The sequence below is a fragment of the Rhizobium sp. BR 314 genome, assembly GCF_047445805.1.
Classification (GTDB): Bacteria; Pseudomonadota; Alphaproteobacteria; order Rhizobiales; family Rhizobiaceae; genus Rhizobium; species Rhizobium lusitanum_B.
In genome coordinates, this window is sequence record NZ_JARWLA010000011.1 from 72,168 (window position 1) to 86,877 (window position 14,710).

Genomic DNA, 14,710 nt, shown 5'->3' on the forward strand with positions numbered 1-14,710 from the left:
CTGCGAGCCTATATGAACTGGTATGCTCGCACATAGTCCACGAACATGAAGGAGGGATCGGCCGCAGCCATCTTCGTTATGCCGTCGACAATGCCCAGATCGACCAGAAGATACATAGGCTGGCGATGTTCCGGCAATGTCTTTGTCTTCCAGACAAGATTTCCATCGAAATACATGCGTATGAAATCCGAATCGATCTTCACGCCATAGGTGTGCAAGTCGGAAGGGGTTGCATTCGCAAATGCACTGATACGGGAGTAGGCGGAATCGTGTCGACCGTCCTTGTGCCAGACATGCACGGTCGAGGAATAGGCACCGGGCTTATCGCCATAATATTCGATGACATCGATCTCGGCTGTTGCTTTCGATCGGTCCTTACCTATTAACCAGAATGCGGGCCATACACCGGGGCCATCTGGTAACCGCGCGCGCATTTCGAAATAGCCATATTGTTGAGCAAAGCCATTCCCATCGTGATCGACCGATGCAATAAGGCCGGAACGCCACAGACCCTTGCTGTCGCGCGCAGCGGTAATCCGCAACATCCCATCCTGTACTGCAAAGGGGAACTCACCATCCGGATCCGAGAAGCGAGCGCCGCCAAAGTCCCCATTCCAGGGCGTATGGGAGATCCAGCGTGTACCTGGCCCCCAGGCCGATACGCTCAACGCGTCGAATGGATCCTCGAACGTCATTTTCATCGAGCTGACATCGAGTGCATCGCCGGTGTCACCAGCGTAGGTAATCCTGATGTCGCAAATAGCAATCAAGGTTGCGGTAACCGAGGCGCGAAGGAAAGCGCGCCGATTGGCCATACCTCGAACACGATCAACTGGCGATAGACGATCCATGCATATTAGCATGAGCCCACCATTGCCCATGGTATACAACGTATTTCGGCCGATGCGTCCACCAAAAGGCTTAGGAAAGGCGGAAATACAACCACGCAGGCGCCGTGATAATTTGCGGCAACAATGAGGCAAAGCGGCTGGACTATGTCACATGAATGCCATGGGACTAATAACACTGATCGTCGGTGTGGCGATATTGGCTGCGCCAGTTCGATGGTCATTCATCGTAATGGCCCTGTCGACGGTGTTTGGCGCCGCCGCGGCCTTCAGCCTTCCCGGTCTCGGCGGGGCGTCAGTGCTTGTACCGAGCCTGTTCCTGCTGTTCTTCGCTATACGGCTGTTTGCGGCCTACGGCGAGGGACCGTTTCTCACCGCGCTTGCACCCTGGCGCCCGGGATTCTTCCTTCTGCTCCTGACGGCCTTTGGACTGTTCACGGCAGTTTTCTTTCCGCGAATGTTCCAAGGCATGACGCAGACAATGACGGTGCAGCGCTCGATCGGCGCGCATAGCCTCATAGCGCTAATACCGTTGCAGGCGTCCTCGAACAACATTACCCAGTCGGTCTACGCCCTTGGTGGCCTTATCTGTTTCATTGCTACCTTCGCATTTTTTCGACGAAACGGCGTTCCAGCGATCTTCGTCAACGGCATACTGATCGTTGCGGGCGTCAATCTCAGCTTTGCGCTCGCCGATATCGTGACTTACTTCACCCATACGGATTTTCTGCTCAGCTTCGTGAGAACGGCGAATTATGCGCTTCTGACCAACGCTGAGAAAGGGGGATTGAAGCGCATTTCCGGCACCTTCCCGGAGGCTTCGGCATTTGCCGATTTCACCCTTGTCCTCTTTGCCGTTGTTGCAAGCCTCTGGCTTGGAGGCATTCGCTCGAACACGACGGGCCTTGTCTCCGGCTTGCTTCTGGCGGCGCTTGTCCTTTCGACGTCAGCGACGGCGCTTGTCGGGCTAGCCGTCATCTTGCCGATCCTGTGCCTACAGTCGTTCCAGGCTGGACGACAAGAACCTGGGACGGGCCGGCCGGTCCTGATCTTATCCATATTGGCAAGCATGCCGCTTGCCATCTTCTTTGTTCTGATCGTCATGCCAGACCTCGTGCACAATCTCAGCGAATTTCTGGACGAAATGCTGTTCTCCAAGGCAGACAGCCAATCCGGGCGAGAGCGCTTCATGTGGAATGCGATGGCCTATCGGGCGTTCTTGGATACCAACGGCTTCGGCGCCGGCCTGGGCAGTGCGCGCGCCTCCAGTTTCGGCCTTGTACTATTGTCCAATATCGGCATCTTCGGCACCTTGCTCTTCGCCTTATTCGTCGCCCGGCTGCTGATGGTGGATACACGGCCAGGGCCTTCGTCCTCAAGGCAGGCCCGCGCAGTCGTACGTGCGGCCAAGGCCGGCCTCATTACGGTTCTCATCTCGGCGGCAACCTCCGGCACGGTGTATGATCTTGGGCTGATGTTTTATATTCTGGCGGGTAGTATCTCCGCTCTCAGTCCTGTGAAGCATTCGGTCCGAAACGGTTACGCGTCACGCTTTGGTACGATTGGGGAGTTGAGATGAAAATCCTCGTCTTCAATGTCAAGTATAGCGAGAATCTCGGCGACGGACTGCTGGCGGAATGCATCGAAACCGCCCTAGCGAATGGTGGGGGCGAGATGGAGGTGGAGACCGTTGACCTTGCCGGACGACAGGCCTTCGCTCGGGGGCATGGTGCGCGGCGGCGCCTGATACTTGGATTGCTGCGCTGGATGCCCGCTGCGGCACGACGCCGGCTGGTCAGCCTGGGTTTAAAGCGCAACCTACGTCGACTTGTTACCAGCTGGGACGAGAAGATCGCCAATGCCGACGTCGTGGTGATCGGCGGCGGCAACTTGTTTCAAGATGATGACCTTAATTTTCCATTGAAAATCGGCACTGTCCTTGACTGTGTTTGCCAGCAGGATCGGCCGCTCGCCATTTATGCGGTCGGCGTCAGCAAGCACTGGTCGAGCTCGGCATATGAGCTCTTCGCTCGGGTGAAACGGGCACGGCTTGTACATCTTTCCGTGCGCGATGGATTTGCCCAGGACAATTGGCACGAGCACTTTCCGGAGGGGCCGAGAGCAAAAATCGTCCGGGATCCCGGACTTCTGATTGGATCCCTCACGATGGCGCAGCGACCTTGCCAATCGACAGAGCGCCGATTGACCGTCGGCCTATGTGTAACCGATCCGATCATACTTCGCAGGCATAGTACATCGGCACTCGCAGCAATCCCGTTCTCCAATATCGGGGTCTACAGGGATCTGATCGGCCTGCTCCTGGATGATGGGCTGCGCGTGGTGTTGTTTTGCAATGGCGCGAGAGAAGATCAGAGATTTGCGGAGTATATTCGCAGCTCGGTCGTCAAGCATAGGGCGACCGATAGCGATGTGTTCGATATTGCTGAGCGTCCGAAAACTCCCGGTGATCTCATTGAGACAATTCGTTCGGTGGATGTGATCCTGGCACATAGGCTGCATGCCTGTATTGCAGCCTATGCGCTGAAGATCCCGCATGTCGGCCTCGGCTGGGATAAGAAGGTCGAGGGCTTTTTCAATTCCGTGGGGCGCGAAGACTACCTGGTAAAGGACGCCACATCCTCACCGATCTTCGTTGCGACCCTGGTCAGGGCAGCAGAACGGGATGGAATTGAGCCACTTCGGCATCAGATTGCCATAGCGGAGACCCGCGCGGGAATTTCGAACATGCGTCGCCATCTGCTGGAATGCGATCAATCCAGCGCGCCTGAGCCATGCCCGATGCATGGCGAATGACTTCTCAGTTCAGAGTATATTTCGTCTAGATACTTTGAAGTTTTATTTGAGTATGCGCAACAGCATGACGAAATTGCATTTCGTTTAAGTAAAAATAGATAAGAATAAAATGTGATTTCGAATTAAAGACTTCCCGTAATTTCTATGCTATTTAGGAGTTTGGGCTTACTATGTTTTCGAATGCTCAGAGGTGTATTCGAGAAATGCTTCTCGTCCACGGGGATGATAGCATGGCAGCGCAGATTCCAATTGAACATATTCGCAATCTGGGTGGTGTAACGCGGACCTTTACAGCCGGAAGTGCGATCTGCGGATACGACGATGAGGCGCCGCGTCTTCTGTTTGTCCTGAAGGGATGGGCTGCCTGCAGCAAGATGCTGCCGAACGGCACACGCTTCGTGACGGAATTTGTGCTGCACGGTGGTATGATTTCGACGACGTTGACGGCGCTGTCGCGCGAGACCGTACGAGCCGTCACCAATGTGACGGTCGTGGCTTTTCCGGATTTCACCTCACTTCCCAAGATCGAGGCGCCTACATTTTTCTATCGCATCGTCATTGGCGAGTTGATGCGACATCACGCCCGCATGTCCGAGCGGCTTGCGAATATGGGTCGGCGCGATGCACTCGAGAGAACCGGGCATATGCTGCTTGAGCTCGGAACACGTGTTGGCACATCTCGCGACTACGACAATTGCGAGTATTTCGATTGTCCTTTGACGCAGGCGGACATTGGTGATGCCGTCGGCCTATCAACTGTACATATAAATCGCGTTCTGAGAGATATGCGCGAAGCCCACCTCTTGCTGTTCCGTAACGGTATAGTTGTTTTTCTTGATCGTGCGCGTCTAGTCGATCTTGTTGACTTCGACGAGACCTGTTTCGATACAACTATTATTTGACATCGTATAAAAATCTCTCTTTAAGCGAACAGATAAGCATCATATTATTTAATATTTCACTTAAGCATTAACATATGTTAATGCGCAATGAAGCAAAATACGCAATTACTAGCTAAGATAAATCAAAAAATGAGGGGGATGACATGCGAAAACAAAATGAGCTTGGATCAATGCGCCGGCTATGCTCTGCCTATCGAACGAATACTAGAATATCTTCCGGAAGTACAATGTGCGTTTTAATAATTAGGGGTAACGGCCATGCATGGGCAATCAATAACAAGTGAGAAATTCACGTCGGATGGAAGCGCGCGTATCATTTCTGTTCGGGCATCGGATAGTTTGCGGCCGTTCAGCACAGCCGGTATCGACGAGTGGGAAGACTATATTCTCCTGATCGATTCCAGGGCATTAGACCGTGAATGCCTGTCCAAGAGCCTGACCGAATGCGACAGCGCAATGCACATTGTCACCGTCGGCTCCTTGGACGAATGGCAAACGCGCAATATGCAAGTATTGCCCTCTGCAGTTCTTTTCATGATCGGCGGCCGCAAAGTGTCCGATACCGATGTCAGCGCCAAGATATGCGCATTGGTGGAGAGATTTCAGACGAGCCCCGTTATCGTCGGTGCTGATGGTGACGAGCTTGCCCAGCTCTTGCATGCGCTTGAATGCGGCGCGCGTGGTTACATCCCAACCAGCGTCGGCATCAAGGTTGCTGCGGAAGCTGTGGCATTGGCGCGGGCGGGCGGTGTCTTCGTCCCGGCAAGCAGCCTACTGGCTGCCAAGGAGGCGATTACTCCCGTGGCTAGCCGCAACGGCTGCCTTGACAGTTTATTTACACCCCGCGAAGTGGTTGTTGCAGAAGCCCTGAGGCGAGGCAAGGCGAACAAGATCATCGCCTATGAGATGGATCTTTGCGAGAGCACCGTCAAAGTTCACATTCGCAATATCATGAAGAAGCTGAATGCGACCAACAGGACCGAAGTCGCCTATAAGATCCGCGAACTCGTCCGCTAGTCTTGTAGTTGGAGATCACGACTGCCGAATTGACAGTCGTGGAGGCCGTATCTGAGCCCTGGCGCAGCAGGCGTTGGGACAGGCGGGTATCTGCAAGATCAATCCGCTTGCATGATCTTCGACTGATGGGCAGGTGTCGGTGGCTGACATGCCACCGGCCGTCGGGCAGAAAAAGAGCAGGGACGGGGCATTTTCGACGATGCCGTCAAAAGCCTGCAAATCCCGGAGCCGCAATTAAGAATCCATCTCATGGATTTCCTACGCGTTGGGCCTCAAGAGGGCCTGCGCGCATTTCCTAGAGATACGTGAAAGTTACCCGCGCCGAGACGGCTTGCAGTCTGGCATGCCAATTGCCAAACTTCCTCAAGCCTTCAATCTACCGGCGCAATTGGGAGGCGGCCAACGGGCCGCAGATAGGCCCTCAGTGGTCAAGGTCGGCCTCATCGCTGCGCTACTCGCAGAGAGGCGATTTCCGCCGGCTTGTCGTCGATTATCGCGCCGACCGTCAATAGGCCGGGCTGGCGGAATCTGAGCGGCGAGAAGATAAGGCTGGCGCCGATGACGAGATTGATCGGAATGTCGTTCGCTTCCATCCCAGCGGAAAGATCCTTTTGCTCATCGAGTTGGGCCGCATCCAATCGTTCTTCCAGAATTGGCTGTCGATCGCCAGGTGCGACGCATCGCAGGATGATGGACCGGTACGGTTCTGTCGCGGAGGTGATCAAGTTCACATGCACGCAGAATTTGGGCAGGGAGAACGGAAACTCCGGCAACATCAGGACACCACTGTAAACGCCGATGAAACTCAGCTTCTCCCCGATTTCGGTGCGAACATCGTCGCAAAAGATACAATATCCGTAGCGCATGTCTTCACTCATCCCGATCAGTGTTGGCGCGGACCACAATCGTGCGGATCGCGCGCGAAGAACTCCAGGTGGCGACCCCACCGGAGCAAACTGGATGGAGGGCGGCCCGCGTCTCGGGTTCCGAGGCGCAACTTCCATCCGATGATCCTGCAAGGTCACAAAGCTCGATATGGATCTCCTTATCGAGAGCCCAGGCGAGGTCTGCAATCGAGCGAAGCGGAAGCTCCCGCTGTCCGCAGAGATAACTGTTCAGGTCCCTTCGGCTGACGCCGACGAATTCCGCAAGCTGCTGCTGAGTGATGCCCTTCTCGGACTTCCTTGCAATGATGGCGGCGATGAAATCGCCGCGAACATTTGCAACAAAGCGGCTAGCCGCACGCGCACGCGCGCCTATCTCAAACCGAAATGACATCTTCCGGATTTGCCCCCTCTACGCACAATGCATCTCCTACGCCCAGCTCACGGCGCAATCTGCGCACCTCGAGCCGATAACCGCGGTAAAGATCATGATCCTTCACGTGATCGGCCCAGTCTCCGAAGACAGCGACAAAGCAATTGCGCATGGGAAACCAGCCGAATATGCGGAAATCCACGGTCTTCAGTTCCCAAACCGCATTTCGTTCGAGCCGAATTGCTCTGAACTGTCTTGAATGAATGAGCGGCTTGCCCGAGACAAATGTGTAGAAGAGAAAATCCAGCTGTTCGACCGGTCTAAGCACCGCGCCGAGCGACGAGGGTTCATCCTTGCTTACACGTTCGCTTAGCCAATTGATAAAATCCGGGGTGGCAAAAAGCAGCCTCTTGGGCAACTGCTTTCGACCAAGCTGAATCTCAACCTTAACGATTGCTTCTGATGCTATCAGACTGTCAAACGTCGTCATGACTGTCAACTAATCCATTATCATGTGGCAAGCCTTTCACTTCAGTTGCCTGACGGTGAATTGAATTGCTGCACATTTGGATTGCACTTATCTACCTTCCTGATGGCTTAGTACGCCTAATCAATGATGAGTATAATATCTGTCTTGCGACAATAAATATCTAAATCCCTACACATTTTGAGGTAGGTTTCAGATACTTGATCCGGTTCGGCACGGCAGTGCTAGTACGAAGGGTTCTCTTGTTCGATTCTCGCCAGGCGGCCTATTAGAGGGCTTGAGGGCGGCGAATGGTCGCTTGCCCCGCCTTGGGGAACAGGGAGGATCGACATGAAGACGATTGGAGTTCTCGCCATTCTGCTGGCAAGCACGTCATTGGCGCTTGCAGCGCCCCCGTCGCCGCCGGCTGACAATGACTCGTTCATCGGTCAGGTAGGGGGATTCAACAGTGCTTTCGTCACGCAGAACAGTGGCAACAATCAAGCGCTGACCCTTCAGAATGGCTTCGGCAACTTTGCAGCCACCAAGCAAGACAAGGCAAAGTCCAATACCTCCGATATCCTGCAGTTTGGTACCGGCAACTTCGCGAGCGCCGACCAGAAGGGGAAAACCAACAATCAGAGCACGCTTCAGTTCGGCACCTTGAACTTCGCTTCGACCCGGCAGCGTGATGGCGACAAGAACAACTCTACGACGAGCCAATTCGGTTTCGGCAATGCCGCATTCGTGGATCAATCCAAAGGAGACAATTCTCAAAACACCCTTCAGGTGGGCGGGTTGAATTTTGCCTCGACGACCCAGACAGATGGATCCCATGGCTCCAACAAATCGGACATCATGCAGTTCGGTTGGGGTAACGGTGCCGTCGCCAGCCAGGACGGCGGCAAGAACGACCAGACGACGCTGCAGGTTGGCACCGGCAATTTTGCTGCTACGTCTCAATGGGGCGTCGTTGGCGGTAACGGCAATGCTTCCTCCACGACGCAGTTTGGTTGGGAGAACGTATCCTTTGCCAGCCAGCAAGGCGGCAACAATTCACAGGACACGTTCCAGGCCGGCGGACGCAACTTCGCCGGAACGAACCAACGGTCATTCTTTGGCGTGAATAAAGCGAGTACTGCCCAATTTGGCGTCGGTAATACCGCGCTGACGGCGCAGATCGCCAATCCGCTCGGCTCCAATGATTCCCTCATCGTCCAGGCTGGCAATCGCAACATGGCGCTTGCATCCCAGACAGGCGCACAGGGTGGTGGCCTCCAGTTCGGTGGTTCAAACCTTCAGGGAACCGTGCAGATCGGCACCGGCAACTATGCGCTGACCTCTCAGACCAGCTCAAGCTCTGTGACGAATACGTCGGTGACCGCACAGTTTGGTTACAGGAACGTCGCCGTGACGGTCCAGCACTAAAAAGAGGCGAGAAGGGAGGCGAAAGGAAATGTCTGCCTCCTCTTTCCAAAGGATCGCGTCCGCCGCACAGGCGGTCGCCGGTTGCAGGCATTCATGGGCTCTTGGAACTCCGAAATGTCTCTTCCTTTCGGCCATGATGTTTTCGTGCGCGGTTCCTGCCGCCTCGCAGGCGGGGGTAGAGTGTCTGATCGCGACAAACAGGAGTGAACGGTTTCTTGTGGTGCAGGCGATTGCCAGATCGGAAACGATGGCGTCGGGAACATATAGGCTGGTTCTTCTCTCCCATGGATCCGGCGGCACCAGCAAGAGCGTTCAACAGGGCAGTTTCGATCTGGAGCCCGGTTCGGATCTGATCCTTGCCGTGGCGATGGTCGACGTGGCGGACAAGGCTGACGTAAATGCGAGACTGAGGATCGAAACAGATCGAGGTGCATCACAATGTGGGTTACCGGAATGAAACGCATAAATCACTCGAGGCTTGCGCAGGGCGTCGGCATCGCGCTTGCCGCCTTGGCTTGCCAGACGGCAGCCGAGTGCCGAGCCGAAACGGCTTATGTCGTTCAGATCCCGGTCAATGTCACGACGACGTTGACATTCAACAGTGGGACGCCACCGTTGCAGACGGAGCAATATCGCAACACTTCGAACCATGTGGCGGGGATGACCCCAGGCCCGCCGGAGACCGGGGGCACGAGGCATGGCAGCAATCTGGCGCAGACGCTGGAAATTGGCATGCGCAACAGCGTCTATCATCTCCAGAGCGGGGCAGGAAACATCTCGACTGCCGGCATCATCGGAAATTATGGCAAGATAAACGTAATTCAAGCCGGAAATAATCTGAGATCGAACGTCGTATTGCTGAACGGTGCTGGCATGAACGTAAGTGTTCTCCAGCCCGCAGGTTCGGCGCCGGTCAATGTATTGATCGCGCGTTTGCCAGGTGGCGGGCTGCTTATCAAGCGTTGAGTGGGCGTGCTTGCGTCCAGGAACCAGGGAGAGAAATGAAAATGATCCTACGTGCGACAATGGTTGCGGTCGTCTTGAGCGCCGTTGCAGGTTTGCCAGTATTTGCGGGGCAATTGGTCTATCAGCCGACCAATCCAACATTCGGTGGCAATCCGCTAAATGGGTCATTCCTGCTGTCGACGGCGCAGACGCAGGGAGACGGTGTCAAGTCCGGCCAGCAGCAGACGCCGGACCTCTCCGGCCTCAATAGTGCATTGAGCAATCTCGGAAACGCAAATCAGGGGGCGAGTTCGAGCGGATCGTCTCCGGTCATCGTGATCCAAAGCGGTCAGGTGCCTGCCAATCCGTAAATCGAATTGATTGCGTAACCTCTCAATTCCTATGGGGGCGATTTAATCGTAGAGCCATGTCGCGAGTTGGTTTTCCCGTTGCAGCAGTGCTGTGCGGATTGGGTCTGGGAGGCTGCGCTGCTGCAGGCAGCAGCCTCGATCCGATGAGTACTCCAGCAACGCTGATGCCTGCCACGAAGACGGGTGTGGCCTTGGAAAGTCTGCCGCGCCCCAAGCAGAGGCTTGACGTTGCGGTTTACTCATTCCCCGATCTTACCGGGCAGAACAAGCCGAATGAAAACTTCGCCGAATTTTCGCGTGCCTTGACCCAGGGCGGCGCCCAGATGCTGGCCGATGTTCTGACCAAGGCCGGAAACGGCGAGTGGTTCAGCGTGGTGGAGCGAACCGATCTGCAATCATTGCTGCAGGAGCGGCAGATCATCCAGAATACGCGGGCGGCGGTCTATGGTGCAAAGGCAGGCGGGATACCGCCGCTCCGCTTTGCTGGCGTACTGCTCGATGGCGGCATCATTGGTTATGATTCAAATGAAACGACGGGTGGTATCGGTGCCAACTATCTCGGCATCGGCGGAAACACTCAGTATCGCAAGGATATCGTGACGGTATCGCTGCGAGCCGTGAGCGTTAGCACAGGGCGCGTTCTGGCCTCCGTAAGTACGACAAAAACGGTTTATTCCGTGCAATTGCAGGGATCGGCATTCCGCTTCGTCGGCGTCGATCAGCTGCTCCAGATCGAAGGCGGCATTACCCGAAATGCGCCGACAACCCTGGGGGTCCAGGAGGGGATACAGCTCGCTGTCTATGCGCTGATCTTCGAAGGCGTCAAGAACGGGCTATGGGAGTTCCAGGATGCCGCCGCCGGAGCAGCATTCATGCGCTATCTGGAGGAGCATCAAAGGGCCATGACATATAAGCTCGACAGCAATGGAAGGCCGATTGCGCCGGTGCAAGATCACCAGCAGGTCAGCGCGGCGACCCAGCCTGCCATCGGGACGACGTCAAGGCCACCCGTCATCATGGACAAGCCGAAGAGCCTATGAGCGCTAGCGATGTTGGATCATCTTTCGACAGATATCGGATTGCGCGTTCTCAGGCCCGCAGCTCACGGTTCCATTCTGCGCGTTGTCGCCTGAATTCTGTTTGGCCAAGGTCTGGGCGGCGGTTGCCTTGTCGAGACTGCTGTTCTTCCTGATGGGAACGTTACCGTTGACCTGAGGAATGCGGGTTTCGGAAAATCCGGAATGCCGGATAACCGGTTGATCGACGGCCAATGCCTCTGTCGCGGCAAGCGTGCCGGCCAGGAGCACGACTAGGACGATGATGGTTTGATCAGCATGTCTCATTTCGATGTTGCTCCTCGATCATGAGGGTAGGCGCCTTGGAGGTCAGTGTCGCAATGCGGTCAGTGTCCTACGGTGCCTTGCCCGACCGTCGGCAGGCTATTGTCGGCGGGGCCAGGTGCCGCTCGTTCGGTAACGCCGCTGCCGACGTTTGGAAAGATGCTGTTTGCCAGTGCGGTTTGCGACCTGACGGTCGGAGTGGTCTTTGGTCTATGCGAGAGTTTCCGGTGTTGGGTCGGCGGTTGAGCCGCTGGCACCACAGACGTCTCCGGGAGCTGCTCGACGAATGCGGGATTGGTCTTTTCAGGAGGCGCCTGTTGTAGATAGCTCTCGCCAAATAGCGCACCGCTGCTCACTGCGAGCAGCGTAACGAGCGAGTAGTTTGCGATGGTTGTCAACATCATCCGAGCATATTCCTTTGCGCGTCTGAAGTATTCCTTTCATTTGCAGAACATATTCCTAGAGTATTCTCACAAACGTGAAATATATTGAGCACAAATGGAAAACCATATGGAACATTACTCGATATAATTGTACATTTATCGTGAATTTGCAAATAAAATATTGGGAGGAGTGTATGCGTTTATCTCAGCAACTCGCAATTTTCTGTGCTGCAATTCTGCTTTCGCAAGCACTCGCGTCCTTGGCGCTCAGCGCTGATGGCGATGTGGCCAAGCCGCAGGCCGAGCCCCCTAACGAGGCGGGGCAGACTGGCAACGACGCGTTGCCCGGTCCCGCATCGACAAGCCCAGCGGCAGCCGTGCCGCCCACATCGCACGTCACTGAGCAGAAGTTTGCGGCATGGACGCTGCAATGTAGTACAGATACGTCAATGAAGCCTCCATGTCAGATCATGTACCGGTTGGCGTCACCCGATCAAAAGCGGGTATTCATGGTGATCAGCATGGCACGCTCCGCCGACAACAAGATCGGCATGCAAATGGCTCTTCCGCTAGGGTTTGCCATTCAGGAGGGCGTCAAGATCGGCTTTGGCAGCAAATATTCGACGGTCGCGAAGGTGTCGCGTTGTACCACGCAAGGATGCTTGGTCGAGGGGCTCTGTCCGCCTGAAATGCTTGATGTCCTGATGAAGGAAAAGTCAGGAAAGGTCTCTATTCGGATGATGCAGGGAAACGTCGCGGAGCTTCCTGTTTCCCTGGACGGTTTTAATGCCGCCTATCAAGCTATGCGGGCCAAGGATGGATAATGCTTGCAACATTGCCCGCCAACCTCACTCAAGAATAATCTCGAATGTGAGGTCGCGGGATGGTAAGCATGGTCTCCCGTGCTGATGATCAGGTTGACAGCAAACCAGACGACTGCCGGGATGCCGCAATTGTCGGGAGCTCCGTCAATGATGCCGGCAGCGGGTCCTGCTTATGCCAGTTGATCCTTCGCCAGGTAGTAGAAGTACATGGCTCCTTGCTCCAGAATCTCATCATTGAAATCATATGTCGTTGTATGCAGGCCGGCGCTGTCGCCATTGCCGATCAGCACATAGGCACCGGGAACCTTTTCCAGCAGGAACGAGAAATCCTCGCTGCCCATCAAGGGCAGGTCGAGTTCGGTAAAAGCATCCTCGCCGAAACGGCGTATAATCGTCGACCTTGCGACCTCAACTGCTTGCGGGTCGTTGATCGTTGCCGGGTAGCCCACCTGCCAGTCAAACGCGATGTCGGCGCCGTAGCTCTTAGCTTGTAGCGCCGTCACCTCCTCGACGCGCCTTCGGATCTCCTCGCGCACCTTCGGGTTCATCGCCCTCATGCTGATCTCGAGTACTGCCGTGTCGGCTATGATGTTGGAGGCTGAACCGGCCAGGAAGGCGCCAACGGTAACGACCGCCGGCTGGTGAGGAGAGATATTGCGCGCCACCAACGTCTGGAGCGCCATGACGATGCTGGAGCCGACGACCACCGGATCGACGGTCAGCTCTGGTTGCGCACCGTGTCCACCCTTGCCCTTGACGGTCACGGTCACCACGTCGATCGAGGCCGCGATCGGCCCGGCCCGCGTCGTGAAGGTGCCGGTCGGGATGCCCGGCCAATTATGCAGGGCAAAGACCTGATCGCAGGGAAAGCGTTCAAACAGTCGATCTTCGATCATCAGCTTGCCGCCACCGAAATTCTCCTCGGCGGGCTGAAAGATGAAATGCACGGTACCGGAGAAGCTCTTGTCCTGCGACAGCGCCCAGGCCGCACCAAGAAGCATGCTCGTGTGGCCGTCATGGCCGCAGGCATGCATGGCGCCGGGATGCTGACTGGCATAGGGAAGATTGGTTTCCTCCTGCATCGGCAGCGCGTCGAAATCGGCGCGAAAGCCGATGGCGCGATTGCTGTTGCCGGCGCGAAGGGTTGCGACCACGCCGGTCTTGCCGAGGCCGCGCGTGATCTCAAAGCCCCATTTTTCGAGCTGAGCGGCAATGAAATCGGAGGTCTTGAACTCGGAAAGGCCAATTTCCGGTATCTGGTGCAGCCGGTGCCTGATCTCAACGAGTTCCGGCAGGAAATTCTGGAAATCGATATCGCTCATTTCAGTCCTCATCCCATCCGCAGAAATTGGCGCAGCCGCTCGGATTGCGGGTTCCTCATGACATTGTCAGGAGCGCCGCGTTCTTCGACCAGTCCCTTGTGAAGGAAGATCACCTCGCTCGAAATGTCGCGAGCGAGCGCCATCTCGTGCGTGACCATCACCATGGTGCGTCCCTCTTCGGCGAGCTTCTTGATGACTTGAAGCACTTCGTTGACGAGTTCCGGATCGAGTGCCGAGGTCGGCTCGTCGAACAGCATCACTTCAGGTTTCATGGCAAGCGCACGGGCGATTGCCGCACGTTGCTGCTGTCCGCCTGACAATTGCGCCGGATATTGATCGCGCTTCGGCGTGATGCCGACTTTTTCCATCAGCACCTCCGCTTCTGCGATCGCCTGCCTGCGCGACGTGCCGAGGACATGGATCGGCCCTTCGATGATGTTTTCGAGGATCGTGCGATGGGACCACAGATTGAAGCTCTGGAACACCATGCCGAGGCGCGAGCGAATGTGCTCGAGCTGCCGGGGATCGGCTGCATGCATCTTGCCGCCACGCGAGGGAGCCGTGCGGATAACCTCACCCGCGACCGAGATTTCGCCCCTGTCCGGCGTTTCGAGATAGTTGATGCAACGAAGCAGCGTGCTCTTGCCCGAGCCACTGCTGCCGATCAGCGAGATCACGTCGCCCTTGCGCGCTTCGAACGAGATACCCTTCAAGACTTCGACACCGCCGAAGCTCTTGTGGATGTCTTTCACAGAAAGTGCTGTCTCGACCATTTCAATTCCTCCCGAGGCTT

General features: G+C 55.8%; 18 protein-coding genes. 10 read left to right on the plus strand and 8 right to left on the minus strand.

Annotated features, from left to right (window positions below; translation table 11 throughout):
• Positions 1-8 precede the first annotated feature (8 nt).
• Positions 9-851 carry a glycoside hydrolase family 16 protein gene (locus QD461_RS16230; protein WP_414088640.1) on the minus strand — a complete coding sequence of 281 codons (843 nt, stop codon included), beginning with the start codon at positions 849-851 and terminating at the stop codon, positions 9-11.
• 151 nt (positions 852-1,002) lie between these two features.
• Here QD461_RS16230 and QD461_RS16235 point away from each other — a divergent pair, with 151 nt between their 5' ends.
• From QD461_RS16235 to QD461_RS16250, 4 genes are all read left to right on the plus strand, one after another.
• Complete coding sequence (locus QD461_RS16235; RefSeq protein WP_414088641.1) at positions 1,003-2,427, plus strand: hypothetical protein; 1,425 nt, start codon at positions 1,003-1,005, stop codon at positions 2,425-2,427.
• The gene (locus tag QD461_RS16240) at positions 2,424-3,662 is read left to right on the plus strand and encodes a polysaccharide pyruvyl transferase family protein (RefSeq protein ID WP_414088642.1); all 1,239 of its coding nucleotides are present in this window, start codon (positions 2,424-2,426) and stop codon (positions 3,660-3,662) included. Before QD461_RS16235 ends, QD461_RS16240 begins: the two co-directional genes overlap by 4 nt.
• Before the next feature lie 230 nt (positions 3,663-3,892).
• Positions 3,893-4,564 (plus strand): Crp/Fnr family transcriptional regulator, encoded by a 672-nt coding sequence (locus QD461_RS16245; protein ID WP_414088643.1) that lies wholly within the window; start codon positions 3,893-3,895, stop codon positions 4,562-4,564.
• Positions 4,565-4,822: 258 nt separating this feature from the next.
• A complete protein-coding gene (locus QD461_RS16250; RefSeq protein WP_414088644.1) occupies positions 4,823-5,581 on the plus strand; it encodes a LuxR C-terminal-related transcriptional regulator in 759 nt (252 codons plus the stop codon).
• A gap of 440 nt (positions 5,582-6,021) precedes the next feature.
• On the opposite strand, the gene QD461_RS16255 is transcribed toward QD461_RS16250, so the two are convergent.
• From QD461_RS16255 to QD461_RS16265, 3 genes are read right to left on the minus strand one after another with little or no spacing between them, the layout of a single operon-like run.
• Positions 6,022-6,447 carry a DUF6941 family protein gene (locus QD461_RS16255; RefSeq protein WP_184706047.1) on the minus strand — a complete coding sequence of 142 codons (426 nt, stop codon included), beginning with the start codon at positions 6,445-6,447 and terminating at the stop codon, positions 6,022-6,024.
• Positions 6,448-6,451: 4 nt separating this feature from the next.
• Positions 6,452-6,859, minus strand: a complete 408-nt coding sequence (locus QD461_RS16260) for a helix-turn-helix domain-containing protein (RefSeq protein WP_414088645.1) — start codon at positions 6,857-6,859, stop codon at positions 6,452-6,454.
• A complete protein-coding gene (locus tag QD461_RS16265) occupies positions 6,843-7,328 on the minus strand; it encodes a hypothetical protein (protein WP_184706051.1) in 486 nt (161 codons plus the stop codon). The genes QD461_RS16260 and QD461_RS16265 overlap by 17 nt, the downstream gene beginning before the upstream one ends.
• A 327-nt stretch (positions 7,329-7,655) precedes the next feature.
• Between QD461_RS16265 and QD461_RS16270 the strand changes: the two genes are divergently transcribed.
• The 5 genes from QD461_RS16270 to QD461_RS16290 all read left to right on the plus strand — a co-directional run bounded on the left by QD461_RS16270 (position 7,656) and on the right by QD461_RS16290 (position 11,088).
• The gene (locus tag QD461_RS16270; protein ID WP_414088646.1) at positions 7,656-8,732 is read left to right on the plus strand and encodes a hypothetical protein; all 1,077 of its coding nucleotides are present in this window, start codon (positions 7,656-7,658) and stop codon (positions 8,730-8,732) included.
• Positions 8,733-8,868: 136 nt separating this feature from the next.
• Complete coding sequence (csgH, locus tag QD461_RS16275; protein ID WP_414088730.1) at positions 8,869-9,189, plus strand: curli-like amyloid fiber formation chaperone CsgH; 321 nt, start codon at positions 8,869-8,871, stop codon at positions 9,187-9,189.
• Positions 9,186-9,698 carry a hypothetical protein gene (locus QD461_RS16280; RefSeq protein WP_414088647.1) on the plus strand — a complete coding sequence of 171 codons (513 nt, stop codon included), beginning with the start codon at positions 9,186-9,188 and terminating at the stop codon, positions 9,696-9,698. The genes csgH and QD461_RS16280 overlap by 4 nt, the downstream gene beginning before the upstream one ends.
• A 41-nt stretch (positions 9,699-9,739) precedes the next feature.
• On the plus strand, positions 9,740-10,048 hold the full coding sequence (locus QD461_RS16285; RefSeq protein ID WP_414088648.1) for a curli assembly protein CsgF: 309 nt from the start codon (positions 9,740-9,742) through the stop codon (positions 10,046-10,048).
• Between the two features lie 143 nt (positions 10,049-10,191).
• The gene (locus tag QD461_RS16290) at positions 10,192-11,088 is read left to right on the plus strand and encodes a CsgG/HfaB family protein (RefSeq protein WP_414088649.1); all 897 of its coding nucleotides are present in this window, start codon (positions 10,192-10,194) and stop codon (positions 11,086-11,088) included.
• Between the two features lie 3 nt (positions 11,089-11,091).
• On the opposite strand, the gene QD461_RS16295 is transcribed toward QD461_RS16290, so the two are convergent.
• Both QD461_RS16295 and QD461_RS16300 read right to left on the minus strand, forming a co-directional pair.
• Positions 11,092-11,391 (minus strand): hypothetical protein, encoded by a 300-nt coding sequence (locus QD461_RS16295; RefSeq protein ID WP_414088650.1) that lies wholly within the window; start codon positions 11,389-11,391, stop codon positions 11,092-11,094.
• A 59-nt stretch (positions 11,392-11,450) separates the two neighbouring features.
• Positions 11,451-11,792, minus strand: a complete 342-nt coding sequence (locus tag QD461_RS16300; protein ID WP_414088651.1) for a hypothetical protein — start codon at positions 11,790-11,792, stop codon at positions 11,451-11,453.
• Between the two features lie 173 nt (positions 11,793-11,965).
• Between QD461_RS16300 and QD461_RS16305 the strand changes: the two genes are divergently transcribed.
• Positions 11,966-12,595, plus strand: coding sequence for an invasion associated locus B family protein (locus QD461_RS16305; protein WP_414088652.1), 630 nt, complete (start codon positions 11,966-11,968; stop codon positions 12,593-12,595).
• A 170-nt stretch (positions 12,596-12,765) separates the two neighbouring features.
• On the opposite strand, the gene QD461_RS16310 is transcribed toward QD461_RS16305, so the two are convergent.
• Both QD461_RS16310 and QD461_RS16315 read right to left on the minus strand, forming a co-directional pair.
• Complete coding sequence (locus QD461_RS16310; protein ID WP_414088653.1) at positions 12,766-13,917, minus strand: M20 aminoacylase family protein; 1,152 nt, start codon at positions 13,915-13,917, stop codon at positions 12,766-12,768.
• A gap of 8 nt (positions 13,918-13,925) precedes the next feature.
• A complete protein-coding gene (locus QD461_RS16315) occupies positions 13,926-14,690 on the minus strand; it encodes an ABC transporter ATP-binding protein (RefSeq protein ID WP_414088654.1) in 765 nt (254 codons plus the stop codon).
• Between the last annotated feature and the right edge of the window lie 20 nt (positions 14,691-14,710).